General features: G+C 41.1%; 37 protein-coding genes, 1 tRNA gene, 1 rRNA gene and 1 pseudogene. 39 read left to right on the forward strand and 1 reads right to left on the reverse strand.

Annotated features, from left to right (window positions below):
- Window positions 1–15: 15 nt before the first annotated feature.
- From PHA78_RS00410 to rplQ, 36 genes are all read left to right on the forward strand, one after another.
- Window positions 16–1,197, forward strand: coding sequence for a competence/damage-inducible protein A (locus tag PHA78_RS00410; protein ID WP_024377701.1), 1,182 nt, complete (start codon window positions 16–18; stop codon window positions 1,195–1,197).
- Between the two features lie 51 nt (window positions 1,198–1,248).
- The gene (gene recA / locus PHA78_RS00415) at window positions 1,249–2,400 is read left to right on the forward strand and encodes a recombinase RecA (RefSeq protein WP_024377066.1); all 1,152 of its coding nucleotides are present in this window, start codon (window positions 1,249–1,251) and stop codon (window positions 2,398–2,400) included.
- Between the two features lie 159 nt (window positions 2,401–2,559).
- The gene (gene spx / locus PHA78_RS00420; protein ID WP_004195475.1) at window positions 2,560–2,958 is read left to right on the forward strand and encodes a transcriptional regulator Spx; all 399 of its coding nucleotides are present in this window, start codon (window positions 2,560–2,562) and stop codon (window positions 2,956–2,958) included.
- 106 nt (window positions 2,959–3,064) lie between these two features.
- Entirely contained in the window at window positions 3,065–3,331 is a 267-nt protein-coding gene (locus PHA78_RS00425) for an IreB family regulatory phosphoprotein (protein WP_024377702.1), read from the forward strand.
- Entirely contained in the window at window positions 3,331–3,750 is a 420-nt protein-coding gene (ruvX, locus tag PHA78_RS00430; protein ID WP_099780101.1) for a Holliday junction resolvase RuvX, read from the forward strand. The genes PHA78_RS00425 and ruvX overlap by 1 nt, the downstream gene beginning before the upstream one ends.
- A gap of 11 nt (window positions 3,751–3,761) precedes the next feature.
- Complete coding sequence (locus PHA78_RS00435; protein ID WP_004195480.1) at window positions 3,762–4,079, forward strand: DUF1292 domain-containing protein; 318 nt, start codon at window positions 3,762–3,764, stop codon at window positions 4,077–4,079.
- Between the two features lie 193 nt (window positions 4,080–4,272).
- Window positions 4,273–4,851, forward strand: a complete 579-nt coding sequence (locus PHA78_RS00440) for a nucleotidyltransferase family protein (protein WP_050572088.1) — start codon at window positions 4,273–4,275, stop codon at window positions 4,849–4,851.
- Between the two features lie 666 nt (window positions 4,852–5,517).
- The gene (gene rpsJ, locus PHA78_RS00445; RefSeq protein ID WP_002939332.1) at window positions 5,518–5,826 is read left to right on the forward strand and encodes a 30S ribosomal protein S10; all 309 of its coding nucleotides are present in this window, start codon (window positions 5,518–5,520) and stop codon (window positions 5,824–5,826) included.
- A 213-nt stretch (window positions 5,827–6,039) separates the two neighbouring features.
- A complete protein-coding gene (gene rplC / locus PHA78_RS00450) occupies window positions 6,040–6,666 on the forward strand; it encodes a 50S ribosomal protein L3 (RefSeq protein ID WP_004195488.1) in 627 nt (208 codons plus the stop codon).
- Window positions 6,667–6,690: 24 nt separating this feature from the next.
- Entirely contained in the window at window positions 6,691–7,314 is a 624-nt protein-coding gene (gene rplD, locus PHA78_RS00455) for a 50S ribosomal protein L4 (RefSeq protein WP_024377706.1), read from the forward strand.
- A complete protein-coding gene (locus PHA78_RS00460) occupies window positions 7,314–7,613 on the forward strand; it encodes a 50S ribosomal protein L23 (RefSeq protein WP_004195491.1) in 300 nt (99 codons plus the stop codon). Before rplD ends, PHA78_RS00460 begins: the two co-directional genes overlap by 1 nt.
- 17 nt (window positions 7,614–7,630) lie before the next feature.
- Window positions 7,631–8,464, forward strand: coding sequence for a 50S ribosomal protein L2 (gene rplB, locus PHA78_RS00465; RefSeq protein ID WP_002936663.1), 834 nt, complete (start codon window positions 7,631–7,633; stop codon window positions 8,462–8,464).
- Window positions 8,465–8,565: 101 nt separating this feature from the next.
- On the forward strand, window positions 8,566–8,847 hold the full coding sequence (gene rpsS, locus PHA78_RS00470) for a 30S ribosomal protein S19 (RefSeq protein WP_000533766.1): 282 nt from the start codon (window positions 8,566–8,568) through the stop codon (window positions 8,845–8,847).
- A 17-nt stretch (window positions 8,848–8,864) separates the two neighbouring features.
- A complete protein-coding gene (gene rplV, locus PHA78_RS00475; protein WP_002936662.1) occupies window positions 8,865–9,209 on the forward strand; it encodes a 50S ribosomal protein L22 in 345 nt (114 codons plus the stop codon).
- A 12-nt stretch (window positions 9,210–9,221) separates the two neighbouring features.
- Window positions 9,222–9,875 (forward strand): 30S ribosomal protein S3, encoded by a 654-nt coding sequence (gene rpsC / locus PHA78_RS00480; protein ID WP_002936661.1) that lies wholly within the window; start codon window positions 9,222–9,224, stop codon window positions 9,873–9,875.
- A 3-nt stretch (window positions 9,876–9,878) separates the two neighbouring features.
- The gene (gene rplP / locus PHA78_RS00485) at window positions 9,879–10,292 is read left to right on the forward strand and encodes a 50S ribosomal protein L16 (protein ID WP_002936660.1); all 414 of its coding nucleotides are present in this window, start codon (window positions 9,879–9,881) and stop codon (window positions 10,290–10,292) included.
- Window positions 10,293–10,301: 9 nt separating this feature from the next.
- Window positions 10,302–10,508 (forward strand): 50S ribosomal protein L29, encoded by a 207-nt coding sequence (gene rpmC, locus PHA78_RS00490; RefSeq protein ID WP_002936659.1) that lies wholly within the window; start codon window positions 10,302–10,304, stop codon window positions 10,506–10,508.
- Between the two features lie 23 nt (window positions 10,509–10,531).
- Complete coding sequence (gene rpsQ, locus PHA78_RS00495; protein WP_000440801.1) at window positions 10,532–10,792, forward strand: 30S ribosomal protein S17; 261 nt, start codon at window positions 10,532–10,534, stop codon at window positions 10,790–10,792.
- A 24-nt stretch (window positions 10,793–10,816) separates the two neighbouring features.
- Complete coding sequence (rplN, locus tag PHA78_RS00500) at window positions 10,817–11,185, forward strand: 50S ribosomal protein L14 (RefSeq protein WP_004195497.1); 369 nt, start codon at window positions 10,817–10,819, stop codon at window positions 11,183–11,185.
- Between the two features lie 182 nt (window positions 11,186–11,367).
- On the forward strand, window positions 11,368–11,673 hold the full coding sequence (gene rplX, locus PHA78_RS00505) for a 50S ribosomal protein L24 (protein WP_272158314.1): 306 nt from the start codon (window positions 11,368–11,370) through the stop codon (window positions 11,671–11,673).
- A 23-nt stretch (window positions 11,674–11,696) separates the two neighbouring features.
- Window positions 11,697–12,239 (forward strand): 50S ribosomal protein L5, encoded by a 543-nt coding sequence (rplE, locus tag PHA78_RS00510; RefSeq protein WP_002936653.1) that lies wholly within the window; start codon window positions 11,697–11,699, stop codon window positions 12,237–12,239.
- A gap of 14 nt (window positions 12,240–12,253) precedes the next feature.
- Window positions 12,254–12,439 carry a type Z 30S ribosomal protein S14 gene (locus tag PHA78_RS00515; RefSeq protein ID WP_002936651.1) on the forward strand — a complete coding sequence of 62 codons (186 nt, stop codon included), beginning with the start codon at window positions 12,254–12,256 and terminating at the stop codon, window positions 12,437–12,439.
- 306 nt (window positions 12,440–12,745) lie between these two features.
- Window positions 12,746–13,144, forward strand: a complete 399-nt coding sequence (rpsH, locus tag PHA78_RS00520; protein ID WP_002936647.1) for a 30S ribosomal protein S8 — start codon at window positions 12,746–12,748, stop codon at window positions 13,142–13,144.
- Window positions 13,145–13,425: 281 nt separating this feature from the next.
- Window positions 13,426–13,962, forward strand: coding sequence for a 50S ribosomal protein L6 (rplF, locus tag PHA78_RS00525; protein ID WP_004195502.1), 537 nt, complete (start codon window positions 13,426–13,428; stop codon window positions 13,960–13,962).
- 88 nt (window positions 13,963–14,050) lie between these two features.
- Window positions 14,051–14,407 carry a 50S ribosomal protein L18 gene (gene rplR / locus PHA78_RS00530; RefSeq protein ID WP_002936641.1) on the forward strand — a complete coding sequence of 119 codons (357 nt, stop codon included), beginning with the start codon at window positions 14,051–14,053 and terminating at the stop codon, window positions 14,405–14,407.
- Window positions 14,408–14,425: 18 nt separating this feature from the next.
- A complete protein-coding gene (gene rpsE / locus PHA78_RS00535) occupies window positions 14,426–14,920 on the forward strand; it encodes a 30S ribosomal protein S5 (RefSeq protein ID WP_002936639.1) in 495 nt (164 codons plus the stop codon).
- Between the two features lie 14 nt (window positions 14,921–14,934).
- Complete coding sequence (gene rpmD / locus PHA78_RS00540) at window positions 14,935–15,117, forward strand: 50S ribosomal protein L30 (protein ID WP_002936638.1); 183 nt, start codon at window positions 14,935–14,937, stop codon at window positions 15,115–15,117.
- 135 nt (window positions 15,118–15,252) lie between these two features.
- Window positions 15,253–15,693 (forward strand): 50S ribosomal protein L15, encoded by a 441-nt coding sequence (gene rplO, locus PHA78_RS00545; protein ID WP_002936637.1) that lies wholly within the window; start codon window positions 15,253–15,255, stop codon window positions 15,691–15,693.
- 13 nt (window positions 15,694–15,706) lie between these two features.
- The gene (secY, locus tag PHA78_RS00550; RefSeq protein ID WP_105097139.1) at window positions 15,707–17,017 is read left to right on the forward strand and encodes a preprotein translocase subunit SecY; all 1,311 of its coding nucleotides are present in this window, start codon (window positions 15,707–15,709) and stop codon (window positions 17,015–17,017) included.
- 93 nt (window positions 17,018–17,110) lie between these two features.
- On the forward strand, window positions 17,111–17,752 hold the full coding sequence (locus PHA78_RS00555) for an adenylate kinase (protein WP_002936630.1): 642 nt from the start codon (window positions 17,111–17,113) through the stop codon (window positions 17,750–17,752).
- A 121-nt stretch (window positions 17,753–17,873) separates the two neighbouring features.
- Complete coding sequence (gene infA / locus PHA78_RS00560; protein ID WP_272158315.1) at window positions 17,874–18,092, forward strand: translation initiation factor IF-1; 219 nt, start codon at window positions 17,874–17,876, stop codon at window positions 18,090–18,092.
- 24 nt (window positions 18,093–18,116) lie between these two features.
- Entirely contained in the window at window positions 18,117–18,233 is a 117-nt protein-coding gene (gene rpmJ, locus PHA78_RS00565) for a 50S ribosomal protein L36 (protein WP_001808836.1), read from the forward strand.
- Window positions 18,234–18,252: 19 nt separating this feature from the next.
- On the forward strand, window positions 18,253–18,618 hold the full coding sequence (rpsM, locus tag PHA78_RS00570; protein ID WP_002936622.1) for a 30S ribosomal protein S13: 366 nt from the start codon (window positions 18,253–18,255) through the stop codon (window positions 18,616–18,618).
- A gap of 17 nt (window positions 18,619–18,635) precedes the next feature.
- Window positions 18,636–19,019, forward strand: a complete 384-nt coding sequence (gene rpsK, locus PHA78_RS00575; protein ID WP_004195509.1) for a 30S ribosomal protein S11 — start codon at window positions 18,636–18,638, stop codon at window positions 19,017–19,019.
- Between the two features lie 44 nt (window positions 19,020–19,063).
- The gene (locus PHA78_RS00580; protein ID WP_004195512.1) at window positions 19,064–20,002 is read left to right on the forward strand and encodes a DNA-directed RNA polymerase subunit alpha; all 939 of its coding nucleotides are present in this window, start codon (window positions 19,064–19,066) and stop codon (window positions 20,000–20,002) included.
- A gap of 14 nt (window positions 20,003–20,016) precedes the next feature.
- Complete coding sequence (gene rplQ / locus PHA78_RS00585) at window positions 20,017–20,403, forward strand: 50S ribosomal protein L17 (RefSeq protein WP_024377709.1); 387 nt, start codon at window positions 20,017–20,019, stop codon at window positions 20,401–20,403.
- A 203-nt stretch (window positions 20,404–20,606) separates the two neighbouring features.
- Here the strand turns inward: rplQ and PHA78_RS00590 are convergent.
- Window positions 20,607–21,884 (reverse strand): annotated as a pseudogene (locus PHA78_RS00590) (transposase).
- 242 nt (window positions 21,885–22,126) lie between these two features.
- On the opposite strand from PHA78_RS00590, the gene PHA78_RS00595 reads away from it, so the two are divergent.
- The 3 genes from PHA78_RS00595 (at window position 22,127) to PHA78_RS00605 (ending at window position 25,653) form a co-directional block, all read left to right on the forward strand.
- A complete protein-coding gene (locus tag PHA78_RS00595) occupies window positions 22,127–23,422 on the forward strand; it encodes a glutamate-cysteine ligase family protein (RefSeq protein WP_228377569.1) in 1,296 nt (431 codons plus the stop codon).
- A 537-nt stretch (window positions 23,423–23,959) separates the two neighbouring features.
- A 16S ribosomal RNA gene (locus PHA78_RS00600) occupies window positions 23,960–25,508 on the forward strand.
- Between the two features lie 72 nt (window positions 25,509–25,580).
- Window positions 25,581–25,653 (forward strand) — tRNA-Ala (locus tag PHA78_RS00605).
- The last annotated feature ends 27 nt before the right edge of the window (window positions 25,654–25,680 follow it).

Genomic DNA, 25,680 nt, shown 5'->3' on the forward strand with positions numbered 1-25,680 from the left:
AGACAGAGGAGGAATATGAAAGCAGAACTAATCGCCGTTGGGACGGAGATTTTGACAGGTCAAATCATTAATACCAATGCTCAGTTCCTTTCGGAGAAATGTGCAGAGCTGGGAATTGATGTTTATTTCCACACAGCTGTTGGAGATAATGAACAGAGGCTTTTGTCTGTACTGGAGATAGCCAGCAAGCGTAGTGAGCTAGTCATTCTCTGTGGAGGATTGGGTCCAACTGAGGATGACTTGACCAAGCAGACCCTGGCGACCTTCTTAGGTAGAAATCTTGTGTTTGATGAGTTGGCTATGGCAAAATTAGACCGTTTCTTTGCCAGTCGCCCAGGTCGTGTCCGTACACCAAATAATGAACGTCAGGCACAGATTGTGGAGGGAAGTCAAGCTTTGCAGAATCCAGCTGGTTTAGCTGTTGGTGGTATGATTGAGCAAGATGGTGTAACCTATATTGTTTTGCCTGGCCCACCAAGTGAGCTCAAGGCCATGTTTTCTGAGAGTCTCTTACCTTTACTGTCCCAATCTCAGCAGCAACTTTATTCGCGTGTCCTACGCTTTTTTGGAATTGGCGAAAGCCAGTTAGTGACTGTTTTGGCGGACTTGATTGACAAGCAGACAGACCCAACTCTTGCTCCTTATGCAAAAGTTGGAGAGGTGACTTTACGCTTGTCCACCAAAGCGACCAGCCAAGAAGAAGCAAATCTACGTTTGAATCAGTTGGAAGAAGAAATCTTACAACATGACAAACTGGCAGACTATTTCTATGCCTACGGAGAGGACAATAGTTTGGTCAAAACGGTAGCGACTCGTTTGGCGGAGAAAAGACAAACCATTGCTATCGTCGAACAGGGGACAGGTGGTCTCTTGCAAGCTGAATTGAGTTTGGCTTTGGCTGACCAGCCTTATTTTAGCGGAGGAAAAGTCATCGGTCAGCTAGGGACAGAATCGGGCAGGCTATCAGAGGAAGCTGACTGCATTCGGCAGGAGCTGCAAGCTGATTTAGGTTTGGCTGTGTCTGTGTTTATCAAACCGGAATCAACAGAGGACAACGTACTTGCAAAAGTATACCTCACTTTGGCTACGACCTCGGGTATTTCCCAAAAAGAGATAGATTTAGGTGGTTATTCGTGGCAATACCTTCGCCAGCTTGCTTGTCTGCAGGCCTGGGATTTTGTACGAAACACTTTGTGAAATAGCAGATATTTGCTATAATAGTTTGACTAAGAAAAGAGGAGAAAATCATTGGCTAAGAAACCAGGAAAAAAATTAGAAGATATTACAAAGAAATTTGGCGATGAGCGTAAAAAAGCGCTGGATGATGCCCTAAAATCAATTGAAAAAGATTTTGGTAAGGGCGCTGTCATGCGTCTTGGTGAGCGTGCTGAACAAAAAGTTCAAGTCATGAGTTCAGGTAGCTTGTCAATCGACATTGCGCTTGGAGCGGGTGGCTATCCGAAAGGTCGTATCATTGAGATTTATGGTCCAGAGAGCTCAGGTAAGACAACTGTTGCCCTTCATGCAGTAGCTCAAGCCCAAAAAGATGGCGGTATTGCTGCCTTTATCGATGCAGAACATGCCTTGGATCCAGCCTATGCAGCAGCTCTTGGTGTCAATATTGATGAGTTACTCTTGTCACAGCCAGACTCAGGGGAACAAGGTCTTGAAATTGCAGGTAAGCTGATCGACTCTGGTGCGGTTGACTTGGTTGTTGTTGACTCGGTTGCAGCCCTTGTACCACGTGCAGAAATCGATGGCGATATTGGTGATAGTCATGTTGGTTTGCAGGCTCGTATGATGAGTCAGGCCATGCGCAAACTCGGAGCATCTATCAACAAAACTAAGACAGTAGCTATTTTCATCAACCAATTACGTGAAAAAGTCGGTGTCATGTTTGGTAACCCCGAAACAACACCTGGTGGTCGTGCGCTTAAATTCTATGCATCTGTCCGTATGGATGTTCGTGGAAATACACAAATCAAAGGAACAGGCGACAAGAAAGACCAAAATGTTGGTAAGGAAACCAAGGTGAAAATCGTGAAGAACAAGGTGGCTCCACCGTTTAAAGAGGTTGTTGTTGAAATCATGTACGGTGAAGGAATTTCTCGCACAGGTGAATTGATTGAGATTGGTAGCAACCTCGGCATCATCCAAAAAGCAGGTGCTTGGTATTCATATAATGGAGAAAAAATTGGCCAAGGTTCTGAAAATGCTAAGAAATTCTTGGCAGATAATCCAGCAATCTTTGATGAAATTGACCGCAAGATTCGTATTCATTATGGATTGATTGAAGGTGAGGAAGCACCAGAAGTCGTGACAGAGGAAGCTCCTGTTGTTGCGGAAGAAATCCAAGATGTTGTTTTGGACTTGGATGGCGGCATCGAATTAGAAGAATAAAAGCGAAAAAGTTTGGGGAGACCAAACTTTTTTCTTACCAAAACCCGAATTTTCCCCAAAAAATTTAAAGTTTTTTTTAAAATAGGTCTACAGACGGATGGAATATGTGGTATAATAGACTATAATATGCTTACTAAGATGTAGCAAAGGAGTGACTACATGATTAAAATTTATACAGTATCTAGTTGTACTTCTTGTAAGAAAGCAAAGAACTGGCTGAATGCCCATCAATTGTCCTATAACGAACATAATCTGGCTAAAGAGGCAATCACCAAGGAAGAAATTTTAAATATTTTAACCAAGACGGAAAATGGTATTGCAAGTATTGTATCGTCAAAAAATCGCTATGCTAAGAGTTTGGATTTTGATATAGAAGATTTAAGTGTCAATGAAGTGATCGACTTGATTGCTTCTAATCCACGTATTTTGAAAAGTCCAATTCTGATTGACGAGAAACGATTGCAGGTTGGATACAAGGAAGATGATATTCGCGCTTTCTTACCGCGAGCGGTTCGAAATGTTGAAAATGCCCAAGCTCGTATGCGAGCAGCCCTATAAAGAGTAGGAAGAACTCTATTAATGGAGTTCTTTTTGCTCTTTCTTTGAGATTATACAGATTATATGCTATAATTAAGAATAAGAGATAATGAAAGAAGGTGTAAGTATGGGATTCACAGAAGAAACAGTTCGTTTTCGTCTGGATGACACAGATAAACAAGAAATCAGCAAGACATTGACTGGTGTTTATCGTTCGCTAGAGGAAAAGGGCTATAATCCGATTAACCAAATCATTGGCTATGTATTAAGTGGGGACCCTGCTTATATTCCTCGCTATAATGATGCCCGCAATCAGCTTCGTAAGCATGAACGAGATGAAATCATTGAAGAATTGGTGCGCTACTATTTGAAAGGGAATGGGATTGACCTCTAATGAGAATAATGGGATTAGACGTCGGTTCTAAGACAGTTGGTGTAGCTATTTCAGACCCCTTAGGATTCACAGCTCAAGGTTTGGAAATCATCCCAATCGATGAAGAAAAGGGCGAATTCGGTCTGGAGCGTTTGACCGAACTTGTAGAACAGTATAAGGTTGATAAATTTGTTGTCGGTTTACCTAAGAACATGAACAATACTAGCGGACCTCGTGTTGAGGCTAGTCAAGCCTATGGAAATTTATTGATTGAGCAATTCAAACTACCGGTTGATTACCAGGATGAACGTTTGACGACCGTTGCGGCAGAACGCATGTTGATTGAGCAAGCGGATATCAGCCGAGGAAAACGCAAGAAAGTTATCGATAAATTAGCAGCTCAGCTGATTTTACAAAATTATTTAGATAGAACATTTTAAAGGAGATTCTAATGGCACATCATCATGACCATGAACACGACCACAACCACGACGAACGTGAATTGATTACTTTGGTAGACGACCAAGGTAACGAAACACTTTTTGAAATCTTATTGACGATTGACGGTCAAGAAGAGTTTGGTAAGAACTATGTTCTCTTGATTCCTGCAAGTGCAGAAGAAGATGAGAACGGAGAAGTTGAAATCCAAGCCTACTCATACATCGAGAATGAGAATGGCACAGAAGGCGATTTGCAACCCATCCCAGAAGACGCAACAGCAGAATGGGATATGATTGAAGAAGTCTTTAACAGCTTTATGGAGGAATAAAAAGGTCCAGTGGACCTTTTTATCATGAGCCTGAAAACAAGAAAGCGAATTGAGGTCCAGTGGACCTTTTTATCATGAGCCTGAAAATCAAAGAGCGAATTGAGGTCAGGTGGAGTGAAGCAGTCTAGGAAGAGACTGTTTAACAGCAAGGCGAGGAATGAATCATAAGCCAGAAAATCAAAAGGGAGGCCAGATGAAAGATAGTTTTACAGAAAGAAGTAAGAAGCTGAGTGAGGAATTAGAGAGGCATATACTGGCTGATAAAAATATTTTGGTCATATTAGATATAATGGATAGACTGAATTTATCAGATTGCTGGCTCTGTGCGGGAACTATCCGTAATTTCATTTGGAATCAATACAGTTTTGATGAAGAAACAGATGTTGATCTTGTGTTTTTTGATGAAAATATTTCTTATGAAGAGACAATGGAAATAGAAAGCGATTTATATCAAAACTATCCAGCCTATCGATGGGAATTAAAAAATCAAGTGTATATGCATATCCATAGTCCGAATACTAAACCGTATCAATCATCAAGGGATGCGATTGAAAAATTTCCAGAAAGATGCACAGCGATAGGTATTTGTCGAACAGAAAGAAATAAATTAGAAATATTTGCTCCTTTTGGATTGGATGACATTTATGCTTACCAAGTACGGGCAACACCACATTTCTTAGCGGATCCTAATCGCATGGAATTGTATCGACAAAGAATTCTTAAGAAACAGTGGAAAAATAGGTGGCTATCGCTAACAGTAAAAGAGACCTAACTCCCACCAAGTAAGTAGGCAAAAAACAGTATTTTTTTTATAAAGTAAAACAATCAACTACGGAAGACTGACTATGTTATGGGATTTGAAACGGTTTGTTTGAAGGTTAGAAACTTAGGTAGGCTATATTGCTACTTCAAAGTTAAATTTAGAAACCATATCGAGGCTATAATTCGTAAACAGGAAAGTCAAAAATGTAAATTTGATCGTCTCCTCCATGAAGATATTCATGGTTTGATTCAATCACCGAGCTTGGGTAATGATGAGTTGCTGATGTTATGGGGTCTCCTGAGAGATTATCGAAAAAAATTAATCAATGACCGACTTGAAAATATGAAAAATTGATAAGCGGACAGAGTTTTACTGGCAGTCAAAAAAATAATTCGAGACTTACAAGGATATTTGAAAAAAGCGTTGATAGTTAACTCAAATAAAAAATAAGTAATGAAGAATCCTGAAATAAAAGTTTTGGGATTTTTTGAATTTTTAAGTAAAAACTCTTGCAATGTACAATATAATTTGATAGAATGTTCTAGTGCCGTAAAAATTACGGCTGTAGCTTTGATGCAAGAGGTTGCGACACGCTCGGTTGCATTGCCACGCAACACGTGTTGGTTTTCTTGTGGAGCTAGCCTATTATGTTAAATAGACGAAAAGGAGAAAAAGATGGCAAACAAAAAAATCCGCATCCGCTTGAAAGCGTACGAACACCGTACACTTGATACAGCAGCTGCAAAAATCGTTGAAACTGCAACACGTACAGGTGCTCAAGTAGCAGGTCCAGTTCCACTTCCAACAGAACGTAGCCTCTACACAATCATCCGTGCGACTCACAAGTACAAAGATTCTCGTGAGCAGTTCGAAATGCGTACACACAAACGTTTGATCGACATCATCAACCCAACTCAAAAAACAGTTGATGCGTTGATGAAATTGGATCTTCCAAGTGGTGTAAACGTAGAAATCAAATTGTAATCAAGTAGCAAGGTAAACTAAAAGTAAGTGTTCATAATTGAACACGGGCTAAACTCCGTGTGAAAAAGATAAAATTGTCTAGGCTCTCGGAGCCGTCGCCGAATTTTCCTATTTTTACGTTGAGTTTGACGCCCTTTGTATCTTGATTTGAGCATGAAAAACGCTCGTTAAAAACTTTTTAAATACAAAATTAAGAAAAGGAATATTTTTCTCATGACAAAAGGAATCTTAGGGAAAAAAGTGGGAATGACTCAAATCTTCACTGAATCTGGTGAATTTATCCCTGTAACTGTCATCGAAGCAACTCCAAACGTTGTTCTTCAAGTGAAAACAGTTGAAACTGACGGTTATGCGGCAGTTCAAGTTGGTTTTGATGACAAACGCGAAGTATTGAGCAACAAACCTGCCAAAGGCCATGTAGCTAAAGCTAACACTGCTCCTAAGCGCTTCATTCGTGAATTCAAAAACATTGAAGGCTTGGAAGTTGGACAAGAAATTACAGTTGAAACTTTTGCAGCTGGTGATGTTGTTGATGTAACTGGTACATCTAAAGGTAAAGGTTTCCAAGGTGTTATCAAACGCCATGGTCAATCACGTGGTCCTATGGCTCACGGTTCTCGTTACCACCGTCGTCCAGGTTCTATGGGTCCTATTGCACCTAGCCGTGTATTCAAAGGTAAAAACCTTGCAGGTCGCATGGGCGGCAACCGTGTAACAATTCAAAACCTTGAGGTTGTACAAGTTGTTCCAGAAAAGAACGTTATCCTTATCAAAGGTAACGTACCAGGTGCTAAGAAATCTCTTATCACTATCAAGTCAGCAGTTAAAGCTGGTAAATAATAAGGAAAGGGGAAATCAGTCGAAATGGCAAACGTAACATTATTTGACCAAACTGGTAAACAAGCTGGTGAAGTAGTTCTTAACGATGCGATCTTTGGTATCGAACCAAACCAAGCAGTTGTATTTGAAGTGATCATCAGCCAACGTGCTAGCCTTCGTCAAGGTACTCACGCAGTTAAAAACCGTTCAGCAGTCTCAGGTGGCGGACGCAAACCATGGCGTCAAAAAGGAACTGGACGTGCTCGTCAAGGTTCTATCCGTTCACCACAATGGCGTGGCGGTGGCGTAGTCTTCGGACCAACTCCACGTTCATACGCGTACAAACTTCCACAAAAAGTTCGTCGCTTGGCACTTAAATCTGTTTACTCAGAAAAAGTTGCTGAAAACAAATTTGTAGCTGTTAACTCACTTGAATTCACAGCTCCAAAAACTGCTGAATTTGCAAAAGTACTTGCAGCATTGAGCATTGATTCTAAAGTCCTTGTTATTCTTGAAGAAGGCAACGAATTCGCAGCTCTTTCTGCTCGTAACATCCCAGGAGTTAAAGTTGCAACTGCAACAACTGCAAGCGTACTTGACATCGCAAATGCAGACAAACTTCTTGTAACTCAAGCAGCTATCTCTAAAATTGAGGAGGTTCTTGCATAATGAATTTGTATGATGTTATCAAAAAACCTGTCATCACAGAAAGCTCAATGGGCCAACTCGAAGCAGGCAAGTATGTATTTGAAGTTGACACTCGTGCGCACAAACTCTTGATCAAGCAAGCTGTTGAAGCTGCATTCGAGGGTGTTAAAGTTGCAAATGTTAACACAATCAACGTGAAACCTAAAACAAAACGCGTAGGTCGTTATGTAGGTCGCACAAACAAAGTGAAAAAAGCAATCATCACATTGGCTGCTGATTCAAAAGCGATCGAATTGTTCGCTACAGCTGACGCTGAATAATCAAAGGAGGAATTAACGTGGGTATTAAAGTTTATAAACCAACGACAAATGGCCGTCGTAACATGACTTCTTTGGACTTCGCTGAAATCACAACAAGCACTCCAGAAAAAAGCTTGCTTGTTGCTTTGAAGAGCAAAGCTGGTCGTAACAACAATGGTCGCATCACTGTTCGTCACCAAGGTGGCGGTCACAAACGTTTCTACCGTTTGGTAGACTTCAAACGTAACAAAGATGGCGTTGAAGCAATCGTTAAAACTATCGAGTATGATCCAAACCGTTCAGCAAACATCGCTCTTGTTCACTACACAGACGGTGTTAAAGCTTACATCATTGCTCCTAAAGGTCTTGAAGTTGGTCAACGTATCGTTTCAGGTCCAGAAGCAGATATCAAAGTTGGTAACGCACTTCCACTTGCAAACATCCCAGTCGGTACTGTTGTTCACAACATCGAGTTGAAACCAGGTCGCGGTGGTGAGTTGGTTCGTGCTGCTGGTGCATCTGCACAGGTTCTTGGTCAAGAAGGTAAATACGTTCTTGTTCGCCTTCAATCAGGTGAAGTTCGTATGATCCTTGGTACTTGCCGTGCTACTGTTGGTACTGTAGGTAACGAACAACATGGCCTTGTTAACCTTGGTAAAGCAGGTCGTAGCCGTTGGAAAGGTATCCGTCCAACAGTTCGCGGTTCTGTAATGAACCCTAACGATCACCCACACGGTGGTGGTGAAGGTAAAGCACCAGTTGGTCGTAAAGCACCATCTACACCATGGGGTAAACCAGCTCTTGGTTTGAAAACTCGTAACAAGAAAGCTAAATCTGACAAACTTATCGTTCGTCGTCGCAACCAAAAATAATTTATTCTTAGTTGCTTAGCAATCTATATCATCCGCCAACTCGGTAGCCCGCAAAGCGGGCAAGCCGCTGTGGTACATATTTTAAAGGAGAAAATACTAAAATGGGACGTAGTCTTAAAAAAGGACCTTTCGTCGATGAGCATTTGATGAAAAAAGTTGAAGCTCAAGCAAATGACGAAAAGAAAAAAGTAATTAAAACTTGGTCACGTCGTTCAACGATCTTCCCAAGTTTCATCGGTTATACAATCGCAGTTTACGATGGACGTAAACACGTACCTGTATACATTCAAGAAGACATGGTAGGTCACAAACTTGGTGAATTTGCACCAACTCGTACTTACAAAGGTCATGCTGCTGACGACAAGAAAACTCGTCGTAAATAATTTAGGAGGAAAACACAATGGCAGAAATTACTTCAGCTAAAGCAACTGCTCGCACAGTACGTGTTTCACCTCGTAAATCACGTCTTGTCTTGGATAATATCCGTGGCAAAAGCGTAGCAGATGCAATCGCAATCTTGAAATTCACACCAAACAAAGCTGCAGGCATTATCGAGGGAGTTTTGAACTCAGCAATCGCTAACGCTGAAAACAACTTTGGTTTGGAAAAAGCTAACTTGGTAGTCAGCGAAGCATTCGCAAACGAAGGACCAACGTTGAAACGTTTCCGTCCACGTGCGAAAGGTTCAGCTTCACCAATTAACAAACGCACAGCTCACATTACTGTAGTTGTGGCAGAGAAATAAGGAGGTAAAAACGTGGGTCAAAAAGTACATCCAATTGGTATGCGTGTTGGCATCATCCGTGATTGGGATGCTAAATGGTATGCTGAAAAAGAATACGCGGATTACCTTCATGAAGATCTTGCAATCCGCAACTTTATCAAAAAAGAATTGGCTGATGCGTCAACATCAACAATCGAAATCGAACGTGCTGTAAATAAAGTTATCGTTTCTATCCACACTGCTAAACCAGGTATGGTTATCGGTAAAGCTGGTAGCAACGTTGATGCACTTCGTGCTCAATTGAACAAATTGACTGGTAAGCAAGTACACATCAACATCATCGAAATCAAACAACCTGATTTGGATGCACACCTTGTTGGTGAGTCAATCGCTCGTCAATTGGAGCAACGTGTGGCATTCCGCCGTGCTCAAAAACAAGCTATCCAACGTGCAATGCGCGCTGGTGCAAAAGGTATCAAAACACAAGTTTCTGGTCGTTTGAACGGTGCTGATATTGCTCGTGCAGAAGGCTACTCAGAAGGAACTGTTCCTCTTCATACACTTCGTGCGGATATCGACTACGCTTGGGAAGAAGCTTTGACAACTTACGGTAAACTTGGTGTTAAAGTATGGATCTACCGTGGTGAAGTTCTTCCAGCTCGTAAAAACACTAAAGGAGGTAAATAACAAATGTTAGTACCTAAACGTGTAAAACACCGTCGTGAATTCCGTGGAAAAATGCGCGGTGAAGCTAAAGGTGGAAAACAAGTAGACTTTGGTCAATACGGTCTTCAAGCAACTACTAGCTCATGGATTACAAACCGCCAAATCGAAGCTGCCCGTATCGCTATGACGCGTTACATGAAACGTGGTGGTAAAGTTTGGATTAAGATCTTCCCACACAAATCATACACTGCTAAAGCTATCGGTGTACGTATGGGTTCTGGTAAAGGTGCTCCTGAAGGTTGGGTAGCTCCAGTTAAACGCGGTAAGGTTATGTTTGAAGTAGCTGGCGTTTCTGAAGAAATCGCACGTGAAGCATTCCGCCTTGCTGGTCACAAATTGCCAGTTAAAGTTAAATTCGTAAAACGTGAAGCAGAATAAGGAGAAGACATGAAACTTCAAGAAATTAAAGATTTTGTAAAAGAACTTCGTGGCCTTTCTCAAGAAGAACTTGCTAAGAAAGAAAACGAATTGAAGAAAGAACTCTTCGAACTTCGTTTCCAAGCTGCTGCTGGTCAACTTGAGCAAACTGCTCGTTTGAACGAAGTGAAGAAACAAATTGCACGTATCAAAACTGTGCAATCTGAAACTAAATAATAGATTGGGAAAGGAGAATTTCAATGGAACGCAATAATCGTAAAGTTCTTGTTGGACGCGTAGTATCTGACAAAATGGACAAAACAATCACAGTTGTAGTTGAAACTAAACGTAACCACCCAGTCTATGGTAAACGTATTAACTACTCTAAAAAGTACAAAGCTCATGATGAAAACAATGTTGCTAAAGAAGGCGATATCGTTCGTATCATGGAAACTCGCCCACTTTCAGCTACAAAACGTTTCCGTCTTGTAGAAGTTGTGGAAGAGGCAGTTATCATTTAATCAACCTGAAAGGAGAAAATTGACATGATTCAAACAGAAACTCGTTTGAAAGTTGCTGACAACAGTGGCGCACGCGAAATCTTGACAATCAAAGTTCTTGGTGGTTCAGGACGTAAATTCGCGAACATCGGCGACATCATCGTTGCTTCAGTAAAACAAGCTACTCCTGGTGGTGCGGTTAAAAAAGGTGACGTTGTTAAAGCCGTTATCGTTCGTACTAAGACAGGTGCTCGTCGTGCTGATGGTTCATACATCAAATTCGATGAGAATGCTGCAGTTATCATCCGTGAAGATAAAACACCTCGCGGAACTCGTATCTTTGGCCCAGTGGCACGCGAATTGCGTGACGGCGGTTTCATGAAAATCGTTTCATTGGCACCAGAAGTACTTTAATCAAATAGTTTTAGGAAATTTGTTACAGACCAGGCAGTTTGTTGTAGATAGTACTTGGGTACATCAAAACAAACTAACGAAGTCTGTGACGGATTTAGTAAACTAGAAAACAAACTAAGTCCCCTGGTTAACAAACTAACCAGGGTGCCCATTAGGGCGTAAGAAATCATAGGAGAAATCAAATGTTTGTAAAAAAAGGCGATAAAGTTCGCGTAATCGCTGGTAAAAACAAAGGCGTTGAAGCTCTTGTTGTAACAGCACTTCCAAAAGTAAACAAAGTTATTGTTGAAGGTGTTAACATCGTTAAGAAACACCAAAAACCAAATAGCGAAAACCCTCAAGGTGCTATCGTTGAAAAAGAAGCTCCAATCCATGTGTCAAACGTTCAAGTTCTTGACAAAAATGGTGTTGCAGGACGCGTTGGTTACAAGTTTGTAGACGGCAAAAAAGTTCGCTACAACAAAAAATCAGGCGAAGTGCTTGATTAATCACGAAGGAAAGGAGAAGTATAATGGCAAATCGTTTAAAAGAAAAATATCTTAATGAAGTAGTTCCTGCTTTGACTGAACAATTTAACTATTCTTCAGTGATGGCTGTGCCAAAAGTTGATAAGATTGTTTTGAACATGGGTGTTGGTGACGCTGTTTCTAACGCTAAAAACCTTGAGAAAGCTGCTCAAGAATTGGCTTTGATCTCAGGTCAAAAACCACTTATCACTAAAGCTAAGAAATCAATCGCCGGCTTCCGTCTTCGTGAGGGTGTTGCAATCGGTGCGAAAGTAACTCTTCGTGGCGAACGTATGTATGAGTTCTTGGACAAATTGGTTACAGTTTCACTTCCACGTGTACGTGACTTCCACGGTGTACCAACTAAGTCATTTGACGGACGTGGTAACTACACACTTGGTGTGAAAGAGCAATTGATCTTCCCAGAAATCAACTTCGACGATGTTGATAAAACTCGCGGTATGGATATCGTTATCGTTACAACTGCTAACACTGACGAAGAATCACGTGCATTGCTTACTGGCCTTGGTATGCCGTTTGCAAAATAAGAGGGAGAGAATAAATGGCTAAAAAATCAATGATCGCTAAGAACAAACGCCCAGCTAAGTTCTCTACACAAGCTTACACACGCTGTGAAAAATGTGGACGTCCACACTCAGTTTACCGCAAGTTCAAATTGTGCCGTGTATGCTTCCGCGACTTGGCTTACCTTGGACAAATTCCGGGTGTAACAAAAGCTTCTTGGTAAGATAAGATGTGCGAGCGTTTAGCAACCAACGCAAAGATAGGAGATTTTACGACGAAGTTTACTTCTAGGAAAATCTATCTTCTTTGCTAAGCTTGTAGCTCGAACTCAATTAAAACAACCCCGATACAAAGTTTGCTTGCCGATTTGAACACGGGCGAAAGCCTGTGTGAAAAAGACAAACTTTCCTAGAAACCAAAGTTTCTACGTCAAGTTTTCTATTTTCACTTTGGCTTTTTAGCGCCCTTTGTATCATGAATTAACTAGCAAGTGATCTAATCAAACTGCTAGTAAGAGGAGAAACAACAAATGGTTATGACTGACCCAATTGCAGATTTTTTGACACGTATTCGTAACGCTAACCAAGCAAAACACGAAGTGCTTGAAGTTCCTGCATCAAACATCAAAAAAGGTATTGCTACAATCCTTAAAAACGAAGGTTTTGTAAAAAACGTTGAATTCATCGAAGATGACAAACAAGGCATCATCCGTGTATTCTTGAAATACGGACCAAACGGTGAAAAAGTTATCACTAACTTGAAACGCGTTTCAAAACCAGGTCTTCGTGTTTACTCAAAACGTGAAGATATTCCAAAAGTTCTTAACGGACTTGGTATCGCAATCATCTCAACATCAGAAGGTCTTTTGACTGACAAACAAGCTCGTCAAAAGAACGTTGGTGGTGAGGTTATCGCATACGTTTGGTAATCTTTTAGCTTCCAATTTCGTCATGTGCCTGTGTTAGAGCGTCTTGACATACTCAAGTATGGTCTGCGTCGCTCTGCCTTGCCACATTTAGAAATTGAAACCTAAAAGCATGATACAAATGCGAGAGGACCAGTTCTTCGTGCGCGTTCAAATCAGACTTACTGATTATTTAGTATCATGTAACCTGCTCAATCGAACACGGGCTATTGTCCGTGTTTAAATGAGCCCCCGTGAAAACTAGTCGCTTGACGGCTTGATAATTTAACAGGAGAATTAAAAATATGTCACGTATTGGTAATAAAGTAATTACATTGCCTGCTGGCGTTGAGCTTGCTCAAAACAACGGCGTGGTAACTGTAAAAGGACCTAAAGGGGAATTGACTCGTGAATTCCCAACTGCTATTGAAATCCGTGTGGAAGGTGCAGAAGTAACTCTTCACCGTCCAAACGATTCAAAAGAAATGAAGACTATTCACGGTACTAGCCGTGCTAACCTCAACAACATGGTTGTTGGTGTTTCTGAAGGCTTCAAAAAAGAACTTGAAATGCGTGGTGTCGGTTACCGTGCTCAATTGGCAGGTAACAAATTGACACTTGCTGTTGGTAAATCACATCCAGATGAAGTGGTTGCACCAGAAGGTATTACATTTGAAGTTCCAACACCAACACAAATCGTCGTGTCTGGTATCAACAAAGAAGTTGTTGGTCAAACAGCAGCTTACATCCGTAGCCTTCGCGCTCCTGAGCCATACAAAGGTAAAGGTATCCGCTACGTTGGTGAATTCGTTCGCCGTAAAGAAGGTAAAACAGGTAAATAATAGCTTGCTGAGGTGGCTTAGCCACCTGGCTGACTATTTCTCAAATTGTTTCGTAAGAAACAGAATCATACATTAAGAGGTGAATATTGTGATTTCAAAACCAGATAAAAACAAAATCCGCCAAAAACGCCACCGTCGCGTTCGCGGTAAAATCTCTGGAACTGCTGCTCGCCCACGTTTGAACATTTTCCGTTCTAATACAGGCATCTACGCTCAAGTGATTGATGACGTAGCGGGTGTAACGCTCGCAAGCGCTTCTACTCTTGATAAAGAAGTTTCAAAAGGTACTAAGACAGAACAAGCTGTTGTTGTAGGTAAACTCGTTGCTGAACGCGCGGTAGCTAAAGGTATTTCTGAAGTGGTCTTTGACCGCGGTGGATATCTCTATCACGGACGTGTGAAAGCTTTGGCTGAATCAGCTCGTGAAAACGGATTGAAATTCTAATAGGGAGGACACTAAGAAATGGCATTCAAAGATAACGCAGTTGAAATTGAAGAACGCGTAGTAGCCATCAACCGTGTTACAAAAGTTGTTAAAGGTGGACGTCGTCTTCGTTTTGCAGCTCTTGTGGTTGTTGGAGATCGTAACGGTCGCGTAGGTTTCGGTACTGGTAAAGCTCAAGAAGTACCAGAAGCTATCCGTAAAGCAGTTGAATCTGCTAAGAAAAACATGATTGAAGTACCAATGGTTGGTACAACAATCCCTCACGAAGTTCGCTCAGAATTTGGCGGCGCTCGTGTATTGTTGAAACCTGCTTCAGAAGGTTCTGGGGTTGCTGCCGGTGGTGCAACTCGTGCCGTAATCGAATTGGCAGGTATCGCAGATGTGACTTCTAAGTCACTTGGTTCAAACACACCAATCAACATCGTTCGCGCAACAGTTGAAGGTTTGAAACAATTGAAACGTGCTGAAGAAGTGGCTGCACTTCGTGGCATCTCAGTTTCTGATTTAGCATAAGAAAGGAGATACTCATGGCTCAAATTAAAATCACTTTGACTAAGTCTCCAATCGGTCGCAAACCAGAACAACGTAAAACAGTTGTTGCACTTGGACTTGGCAAATTGAACTCTTCAGTTGTTAAAGAAGATAACCCAGCTATTCTTGGAATGGTTAACGCTATCTCTCACTTGGTAACTGTAGAAGAAGTTAAATAATCTAACAAATAGACTAAGTCGCATTGAGAAATCTTTGCGACTTCTAGTCCATTTTACATATTTACATACAGCGAGTTTGTGGAGGAAGACTCTTGTACTTCACAGGCGCTAGCATATATAAGAGGAGAAATAATAATGAAACTTCATGAATTACAACCTGCTACAGGTTCTCGTAAAGTCCGCAACCGTGTAGGTCGTGGTACATCATCAGGTAACGGTAAAACATCTGGCCGTGGTCAAAAAGGTCAAAAAGCTCGTAGCGGTGGCGGTGTTCGCCCAGGTTTTGAAGGTGGACAAACTCCATTGTTCCGTCGTCTTCCAAAACGTGGATTTACAAATATCAACGCTAAAGAGTACGCAATCGTTAACCTTGATCAATTGAACGCTTTTGAAGATGGTGCAGAAGTAACACCAGTTGTGCTTATCGAAGCTGGAATCGTTAAAGCTGAAAAATCAGGAATTAAAATTCTTGGTAACGGTGAATTGACGAAGAAATTGACAGTTAAAGCTGCTAAATTCTCTAAATCAGCTGAAGAAGCAATCACTTCTAAAGGTGGCTCAGTAGAAGTCATCTAAGAGGTGACAGCCTATGTTTTTTAAACTTTTAAAAGATGCCTTAAAGGTAAAATTGGTACGTAGTAAAATTCTATTTACTATCTTTATCCTTTTTGTCTTCCGTGTAGGAACCCACATTACAGTACCAGGAGTAAACGCAAAGAGTCTTGAAGCCTTGTCAAACGTTCCATTTTTGAACATGTTGAGTTTGGTTTCGGGAAATGCTATGCGTAATTTCTCAGTTTTCGCACTAGGTGTTAGTCCTTATATTACAGCTTCCATCATTGTTCAACTTTTGCAAATGGATATTTTACCTAAATTTGTTGAATGGGGTAAGCAAGGTGAAGTTGGTCGTCGTAAACTGAATCAGGCAACACGCTACATTTCTTTGGTACTGGCATTTGTTCAATCTATTGGTATTACAGCAGGCTTTAATGCCTTGTCTGGTGCAAAATTGACCAATATGCCATTAAATTGGCAAACATATTTGTTGATTGGATCCATCTTGACAACAGGTTCGATTATTGTAACCTGGTTGGGGGAACAGATTTCTGAAAAGGGCTATGGTAATGGTACATCAATGATCATCTTCGCGGGTATCATTTCATCACTACCAGGAACTTTTCACGAGATTTACATTGATCGCTTTGTTAATATTGAATCAAGTCGTTTGGGGGAGTCAGCAATCTTTGTTGTTGCACTCATCGTATTAATATTCTTTGTTGTGTATTTTACAACTTTTGTACAACAAGCAGAATATAAGTTACCAATTCAATATACAAAACGTGCACAAGGAGCACCTTCTAGCTCATATTTACCGCTGAAATTGAATCCATCAGGAGTCATTCCCGTAATCTTTGCAGGCTCAATCACTGCAGTTCCAACTTCTTTGATTCAATATTTCGCAAGTCAAAATAAGAGTGCCGGGTGGTTATTGACGGTTCAGGAATACTTTGATTATTCAACTGCTAAAGGTATGATTGTATATGCAGGTTTAATTATTGCCTTTACATTCTTCTACACTTTTGTTCAAGTAAATCCTGAGAAGACTGCAGAAAGCCTTCAGAAAAGTGCAGCCTATATCCATGGAGTTCGTCCTGGTAATGGCACTGAACAGTTTTTGTCAAAATTATTGACAAGATTGGCAGTAATCGGTGCGCTCTTCTTGAGTTTTGTAGCTTTGTTGCCTATCCTTGCGCAAAATCTCTTTGGGCTTTCTTCAAGCATTGCGTTCCTTGGTACAAGTTTGATTATCGTAATCTCTACAAGTATCGAAGGCATCAAGCAATTAGAAGGCTACCTTCTTAAGAGAAAATATGTAGGTTTCTTAGAAATTACAGAATAGAATATAGGTTGACCTAGTCAACCTTCTATTTTGTTTTTAGATAAGTTTGTCAATAATGGCAAATTTATGTGAAAACAAAATAAGGAGTTTGTCATGAATCTTTTAATTATGGGTTTACCAGGTGCTGGTAAAGGGACACAAGCGGCCAAGATTGTTGAGAAATTCAATGTTGCTCATATCTCAACAGGAGATATGTTCCGTGCAGCAATGGCCAATCAGACTGAAATGGGTATTCTTGCCAAGTCGTACATTGATAAGGGTGACCTCGTTCCCGATGAAGTTACTAATGGCATTGTCAAAGAACGTTTGGTTCAGGATGACATCAAGGAAAAAGGCTTTTTACTAGATGGATATCCTCGTACGATTGAACAAGCCCATGCCTTGGATGAAAATTTGGCTGACTTAGGAATTGAGTTGCAAGGTGTTATCAATATTGAGATTGATCCTTCAAAATTGGTAGAGCGTCTCAGCGGTCGTATTATTCATAAAGAAACCGGAGAGACTTTCCACAAAGTATTCAATCCACCTGTTGGAGACTACAAAGAGGAAGACTTCTATCAACGTGAAGATGACAAGCCAGAATCAGTCAAACGTCGTTTAGAGGTCAATATTGCACAAGGACAGCCAATCATTGATCATTATCGTGCAAAAGGGCTGGTCCATGATATTGAAGGTGACCAAGACATTGACCTTGTTTTCCAAGCAATTGATACAGTACTATCAAAATTGCAATAAACTAATAGATTTGGCTTGCATTTTTTATACAAAGATGATAAAATAGCCTAGTCTGACTTATAATTGTTACCTCTGTGTTCAGAGGACATCAAATCGATATTTAGAGAGGGGTTACTTTTGCATGGCAAAAGAAGGTGTGATTGAAATTGAAGGCAAAGTAGTCGATACAATGCCAAATGCTATGTTTACTGTTGAGTTGGAGAATGGACACCAAGTCCTTGCAACTGTTTCAGGTAAAATCCGTAAAAACTACATTCGTATTTTGGTCGGTGACCGCGTAACTGTTGAGCTTAGTCCATACGACTTGACACGTGGACGTATCACATACCGCTTTAAATAGTCGAAATACTTGGAGGGATTAAACATGAAAGTAAGACCATCGGTCAAACCAATTTGCGAATACTGCAAAGTTATTCGTCGTAATGGTCGTGTTATGGTGATTTGCCCAGCAAACCCTAAACACAAGCAACGTCAAGGTTAAGAAATAGAAAGGAGAAAACATGGCTCGTATTGCTGGAGTTGACATTCCAAATGACAAACGTGTAGTTATTTCATTAACTTATGTTTATGGTATCGGTCTTGCAACATCTAAAAAAATTCTTGCAGCTGCAGGTATTTCAGAAGATGTACGCGTGAAAGATTTGACATCAGATCAAGAAGATGCTATTCGTCGTGAAGTTGATGCAATCAAAGTTGAAGGTGACCTCCGTCGTGAAGTTAACTTGAACATCAAACGTTTGATGGAAATCGGTTCATACCGTGGTATCCGTCACCGTCGTGGACTTCCTGTCCGTGGACAAAACACTAAAAACAATGCCCGCACTCGTAAAGGTAAAGCTGTTGCGATTGCAGGTAAGAAAAAATAATATAGGAGGTAGAAAAATTGGCTAAACCAACACGTAAACGTCGTGTGAAAAAGAATATCGAATCTGGTATTGCTCATATTCACGCTACATTTAATAACACTATTGTTATGATTACTGATGTGCATGGTAACGCTATTGCTTGGTCATCAGCTGGTGCTCTTGGTTTCAAAGGTTCTCGTAAATCTACACCATTCGCAGCCCAAATGGCTTCAGAAGCAGCTGCTAAATCTGCACAAGAACACGGTCTTAAAACAGTTGAAGTTACCGTTAAAGGCCCAGGTTCAGGTCGTGAGTCTGCTATCCGCGCTCTTGCTGCCGCTGGTCTTGAAGTAACAGCAATTCGTGATGTGACTCCTGTACCACACAATGGTGCTCGTCCTCCAAAACGTCGCCGTGTATAATCATACATTCCATACACAGCTTTTCGTTTAAGAGGGAGTAAGAAATGATTGAGTTTGAAAAACCAACAATAACAAAAATTGATGAAAATAAAGATTACGGCAGATTTGTAATCGAACCATTAGAACGTGGTTACGGTACAACTCTTGGTAACTCTCTTCGTCGTGTACTTCTTGCCTCACTTCCAGGTGCTGCAGTAACATCGATTAAAATTGATGGTGTACTCCACGAATTCGACACAGTTCCAGGTGTTCGTGAAGATGTTATGCAAATTATTCTTAACATCAAAGGCATTGCTGTAAAATCTTATGTCGAAGACGAAAAGAAAATTGAACTTGATGTAGTAGGTCCAGCTGAAGTAACAGCAGGAGACATTCTTACAGATAGTGACATTGAAATTGTAAACCCTGACCATTATCTCTTTACCATTGCTGATGGTGCCACTTTTAAAGCTGTTTTGACTGTCAATTCAGGTCGTGGTTATGTACCAGCTGAGGGTAATAAGAAAGATGATGCACCAGTGGGAACACTTGCTGTAGATTCTATCTATACGCCAGTGAAGAAAGTCAATTATCAAGTTGAACCAGCTCGTGTTGGTAGCAACGATGGTTTTGACAAATTAACACTTGAAATCAACACAAATGGCACCATTATTCCAGAAGATGCTTTAGGTCTTTCTGCACGCATTTTGATGGAGCACTTAGGTCTCTTCACTGACTTGACTGAAGTTGCAAAATCTGCAGAAGTGATGAAAGAAGCTGAAGTGGCTTCAGATGATCGTATGCTTGATCGTACGATTGAAGAATTGGATCTATCTGTTCGCTCATATAACTGTCTGAAACGTGCAGGCATTAACACTGTATTCGACTTGACAGAGAAAACTGAGCCAGAAATGATGAAAGTGCGCAATCTTGGTCGCAAGAGTCTTGAAGAAGTTAAAGTTAAATTGGCTGATCTTGGTCTAGGATTGAAAAAAGATAAATAATATAGGAGGAAATCATGGCATACCGTAAACTAGGACGCACTAGCTCACAACGTAAAGCAATGTTGCGCGATTTGACAACTGACCTTTTGATCAACGAATCAATCGTTACAACTGAAGCTCGTGCTAAAGAAATCCGTAAAACAGTTGAAAAAATGATCACACTTGGTAAACGTGGTGATTTGCACGCACGTCGTCAAGCAGCAGCATTTGTTCGTAACGAAATTGCATCTGAAAACTATGATGAAGCAACTGATAAGTACACTTCTACTACAGCACTTCAAAAATTGTTCTCTGAAATTGCACCTCGTTATGCAGAACGTAATGGTGGATATACTCGTGTCCTCAAAACTGAACCACGTCGTGGTGATGCTGCACCAATGGCAATTATCGAACTTGTATAAGATCATCAATTTTGTTGAGTGTTATGATGATGGAATCCTATTCTGATTCTTAGTCTAGCTCTGGTCTACCGCTGAGCTTGTCTCAGCGGTAACACTCATCATGTTGATCGGACGCTTGTTTACGAAATTACTCTAAGATAGAATAATTTCGTAAGCAGGCGTTTTTATTGGCTCATTGTCAACTGTAGTGGGTAGACGAAAAGCTAACACCTAGAGAGGACGAAATTCGTTCTCTCATTTTTGATGTTCAAAGCAATATATATCTTGGTTTTAAAGTTCGTAAAGTTCCTAAAGCCGAACGCTTGCCTCTTGATGTCTTTGATGAGTTTATTGGTCGCTTCCAGCTTAGCGTTGGAATATGGAAGCTCCATGGCGTTCGTGATGTACGTTTTATACTTTAGAAAAGTTTTAAAAACAGTTTTAAAGGCAGGATTGACAAGATCCAAATTGTCTTCTAGAAGCTCGAAGAAATATTTCGAGTTCATCTCTTGGAAATGGAAGAGAAGGATCTGGTAGAGTTCGTAATAGAATTTCAATTCATTTGAGAAATCCAATGTCTTCTGGACAACCTCTCTCGGTGTTACTGTTTGCCCAAAAGTGCGGGAATAGAAGCGATTTCGAGACAGTTTTCGACTATCTTTTTGGAGAATACGCCAGTGATTTTTCATGGATCGATAAGGTAGGGAACGCGTATCGAAAGTCTTCATAATATCAATTCTAGTCGTCATCATAGCACGGCTCAGGTGTTGTATAATGTGAAATCTATCAAGGACAATTTTAGCTCTTGGGAGTGAAACAGTCTGGGAATAGACTGTTTCAGCCTGAGCCTAGAGATAGGAGAGCGAAGGGGATAGCCAATTTGGAGTATGGTCTAAACATAGCATGGTCACGACCTCGACAGTTTCTCTGACTGCCCTAGGATACTTGTAGAAATAGTTCTTTATGGTTGCTTGGCGGTTATTCTCTAGAATGGTCACAATGCGTCTCGTCTCAAAATCCTGAGCAATAAAGGCGAGTTTTCCCTTGTTCCGACTAAATTCATCCCAGCTCAAGACTTGTGGTAATTTCGTAAAATCATGCTCAAATTGAAACTGAGCCAGTTTCCTCTGGACGACCGATACGGAGATATGTAGTCTCCTAGCGATGGCTATATTGGTCATGTTTTCTGTATGGAGTTGTGTCACTTTCTCCCAAATAGGTTGTGAAATCTGACAGTTTTTCTTGACTAGAGTTGTCTCAGCTACAGTCACTTTTTGGTAAGATTTGCATTGAAACCGCCGTTTCTTAAGCAAGAGGAGGGTCGGAAAGCCCTGGCAATCCAAAATCGGAATCTTTGACGACTTTTGAAAGTCGTACTTGATACACTTTCCTTGGCAATGAGGACAACCGGGGCTGTCGTAATCTAGCTTTGCCCTGATTTCTAGATGGGTCTGATGTTTCAAAATGAAGAGAATTTTGATGTTTTTGTCTTTGATTCCAATTAGTTCTGTGGTATGATCTTCGCTTTTTTATTTCTAGGCTCAGGAATCCAGAGTCACTTCCCTGACTCTGGATTTATTCCATATGAGTCTTTCTAATGTGAGTGTGGTTGCTTTTCATTATAGGTCATATGGGACTTTTTGTATATATTCAAAAAGGCTCCATAATCTCTATGGTGGATTTACCCACTACAGAAATTATAGAGCCTTTTTATTTTGCTCAAAAATTTTGATATACTTATAAAATGAATAGAGAAGACATGACATCCTTAGGCAATTGTTTTGAAGAATACTATTTTGCTAACATTAAAGAAAAGCCAGAATTGTTTATAGGTGTAGAATTAGAATATCCGATAGTTAATATCTCAGGGAAAGCAACTTCTATCCAAGTGGCTACAGATATGATGCGACATATATCTAATCAAAATGGGTTTACCATCGTCAAAAGAGATGATAGAGGAAATCCGATAGAACTCCAGCACGAGTCGGGAGACCTCATACTATTTGAAGTCACGTATAATACACTAGAATTTGCATTCGCAAAAGCAAAAAATATTGGTAGTGTAGAAGAGCGTCATAAAGAATATCTAGAGAATATTCAATATTATTTGCGCCAAAATGGACACGAATTGCAGGGGTTAGGGATAAATCCCAACTGGGAAAACAATGACAATAGACCGGTAGATACGGGCCGATATAGGATGTTGATGAACTATCTCAAGCTAGGAGAAGGCAAACCTAATATGCATCCCTATACTGGATATGCTGGCTTTATTTGCGGAAATCAAGTGCAGTTTGATGTGAGTCGAAAATCCTTTTTACGAGTCATTAATGCGTTTAATAGAATTGAAGCAGCGAAGGCGTTTTTGTTTGCAAATTCACCATTCGATCATATGGATGATATGGCCCTTACTAGGGATTATTTTTGGGAATATTCAATGCATGGCCTCTTAAAGAATAACGTTGGTATCTATTCAGAGGAATTTCGTACTGAGGCAGAATATCGTCAATACCAAGAAGAGTCCGCAATGTTTTATGTCATCAGGGATAACTGCTATTATTATTTTAAACCAATTACTGTCAAATCTTTTTTTGAGCAAGAAAAATTTGCAGCATATTCAGAAACTGGCGAGATATGTTACTTTGTTCCGAAAGCAGATGATTTCAAAAACCATCGCTCATACCACTATCAAGAGCTTACCAAACGAGGAACTATTGAATTTCGAAGTACATGTACACAACCATTTGAAACGACATTTGCTCCCATAGCCTTTCATTTAGGTCTGCTCGCCAATCTCGTGAAATTGGAAGAAATTCTAGAAAGTACGGAGTTTTTTAAAGAATTTGGCAGAAATTATTCAAAGTTACGTAGACAATTTTCGAGAAAAAAACTTTCTGATTTAGAACAAAGAATGGTGAAAGACTTTTCTAAGACATTATTAGATTGTGCACATGAAGCTCTCCTTTTGAGAGGATACAGTGAAGAAAAATATTTAACTCCACTGTACAATTTATTAATCGATGACTTCGGGGTATTGTGACAGTCTACTAAAATATGAGTAGGTAGCCATAGATTTTCACAAAAAACATAAAGACCGGTAAAATTTTGATATACTGGAGGCATACGAAGACAAATATACAATCTCTGATTAGTATGTCTCTCAGTTTTTCGCCAAATTTCATAAAAAAATCCAAAAAATCCCAAAAACCCGGTTGACAAAGTATATAAGTCATGATAGAATGAATGAGTTGTCTCATGAGGGGCTAGTTAATAGAGGAACGAAAAAAAAGTTTCGAAAAAGTGTTGACAAGACCATCAGAAGATGATAGAATGATTGAGTTGTCTCTTGAGGAACTGGTTAACAGAGGGACGAAAAAAAGTTTCAAAAAAGTGTTGACAAAGTTCACAAGAAATGATAAACTAAGATAGTTGTCGCGAGCGCGATAACGACAAGACCTTTGAAAATTAAAGAAGACGAACCAAACGTGCAGGGTGATTTATCAAATGATAAATCGTCAATGACAAAACAAAACAATAAAACGGAAAGCTAGTGATAGCTTGAGTTTGAATCAAAACTTTTAATGAGAGTTTGATCCTGGCTCAGGACGAACGCTGGCGGCGTGCCTAATACATGCAAGTAGAACGCTGAAGTCTGGTGCTTGCACTAGACGGATGAGTTGCGAACGGGTGAGTAACGCGTAGGTAACCTGCCTCATAGCGGGGGATAACTATTGGAAACGATAGCTAATACCGCATAACAGTATTTACCGCATGGTAGATGCTTGAAAGGAGCAATTGCTTCACTATGAGATGGACCTGCGTTGTATTAGCTAGTTGGTGAGGTAACGGCTCACCAAGGCATCGATACATAGCCGACCTGAGAGGGTGATCGGCCACACTGGGACTGAGACACGGCCCAGACTCCTACGGGAGGCAGCAGTAGGGAATCTTCGGCAATGGGGGCAACCCTGACCGAGCAACGCCGCGTGAGTGAAGAAGGTTTTCGGATCGTAAAGCTCTGTTGTAAGAGAAGAACTGTGAGAAGAGTGGAAAGTTTCTCATTTGACGGTATCTTACCAGAAAGGGACGGCTAACTACGTGCCAGCAGCCGCGGTAATACGTAGGTCCCGAGCGTTGTCCGGATTTATTGGGCGTAAAGCGAGCGCAGGCGGTTTGATAAGTCTGAAGTAAAAGGCTGTGGCTTAACCATAGTACGCTTTGGAAACTGTCAAACTTGAGTGCAGAAGGGGAGAGTGGAATTCCATGTGTAGCGGTGAAATGCGTAGATATATGGAGGAACACCGGTGGCGAAAGCGGCTCTCTGGTCTGTAACTGACGCTGAGGCTCGAAAGCGTGGGGAGCGAACAGGATTAGATACCCTGGTAGTCCACGCCGTAAACGATGAGTGCTAGGTGTTGGGTCCTTTCCGGGACTCAGTGCCGCAGCTAACGCATTAAGCACTCCGCCTGGGGAGTACGACCGCAAGGTTGAAACTCAAAGGAATTGACGGGGGCCCGCACAAGCGGTGGAGCATGTGGTTTAATTCGAAGCAACGCGAAGAACCTTACCAGGTCTTGACATCCCGATGACCGCCCTAGAGATAGGGTTTCTCTTCGGAGCATCGGTGACAGGTGGTGCATGGTTGTCGTCAGCTCGTGTCGTGAGATGTTGGGTTAAGTCCCGCAACGAGCGCAACCCCTATTGTTAGTTGCCATCATTCAGTTGGGCACTCTAGCGAGACTGCCGGTAATAAACCGGAGGAAGGTGGGGATGACGTCAAATCATCATGCCCCTTATGACCTGGGCTACACACGTGCTACAATGGCTGGTACAACGAGTCGCAAGTCGGTGACGGCAAGCTAATCTCTTAAAGCCAGTCTCAGTTCGGATTGTAGGCTGCAACTCGCCTACATGAAGTCGGAATCGCTAGTAATCGCGGATCAGCACGCCGCGGTGAATACGTTCCCGGGCCTTGTACACACCGCCCGTCACACCACGAGAGTTTGTAACACCCGAAGTCGGTGAGGTAACCTTTTAGGAGCCAGCCGCCTAAGGTGGGATAGATGATTGGGGTGAAGTCGTAACAAGGTAGCCGTATCGGAAGGTGCGGCTGGATCACCTCCTTTCTAAGGAAACGGAACCTGTACGATAGTCTTCTTTAATTTTGAGAGGTTTTGTAAAGAAGAAACCATATATGTGGGGCCTTAGCTCAGCTGGGAGAGCGCCTGCTTTGCACGCAGGAGGTCAGCGGTTCGATCCCGCTAGGCTCCATTATCTAGAATACAGAGTAACCTAGAT

Origin of the sequence: Streptococcus sp. HN38 (assembly GCF_028335765.1) — a bacterium.
Classification (GTDB): domain Bacteria; phylum Bacillota; class Bacilli; order Lactobacillales; family Streptococcaceae; genus Streptococcus; species Streptococcus suis_P.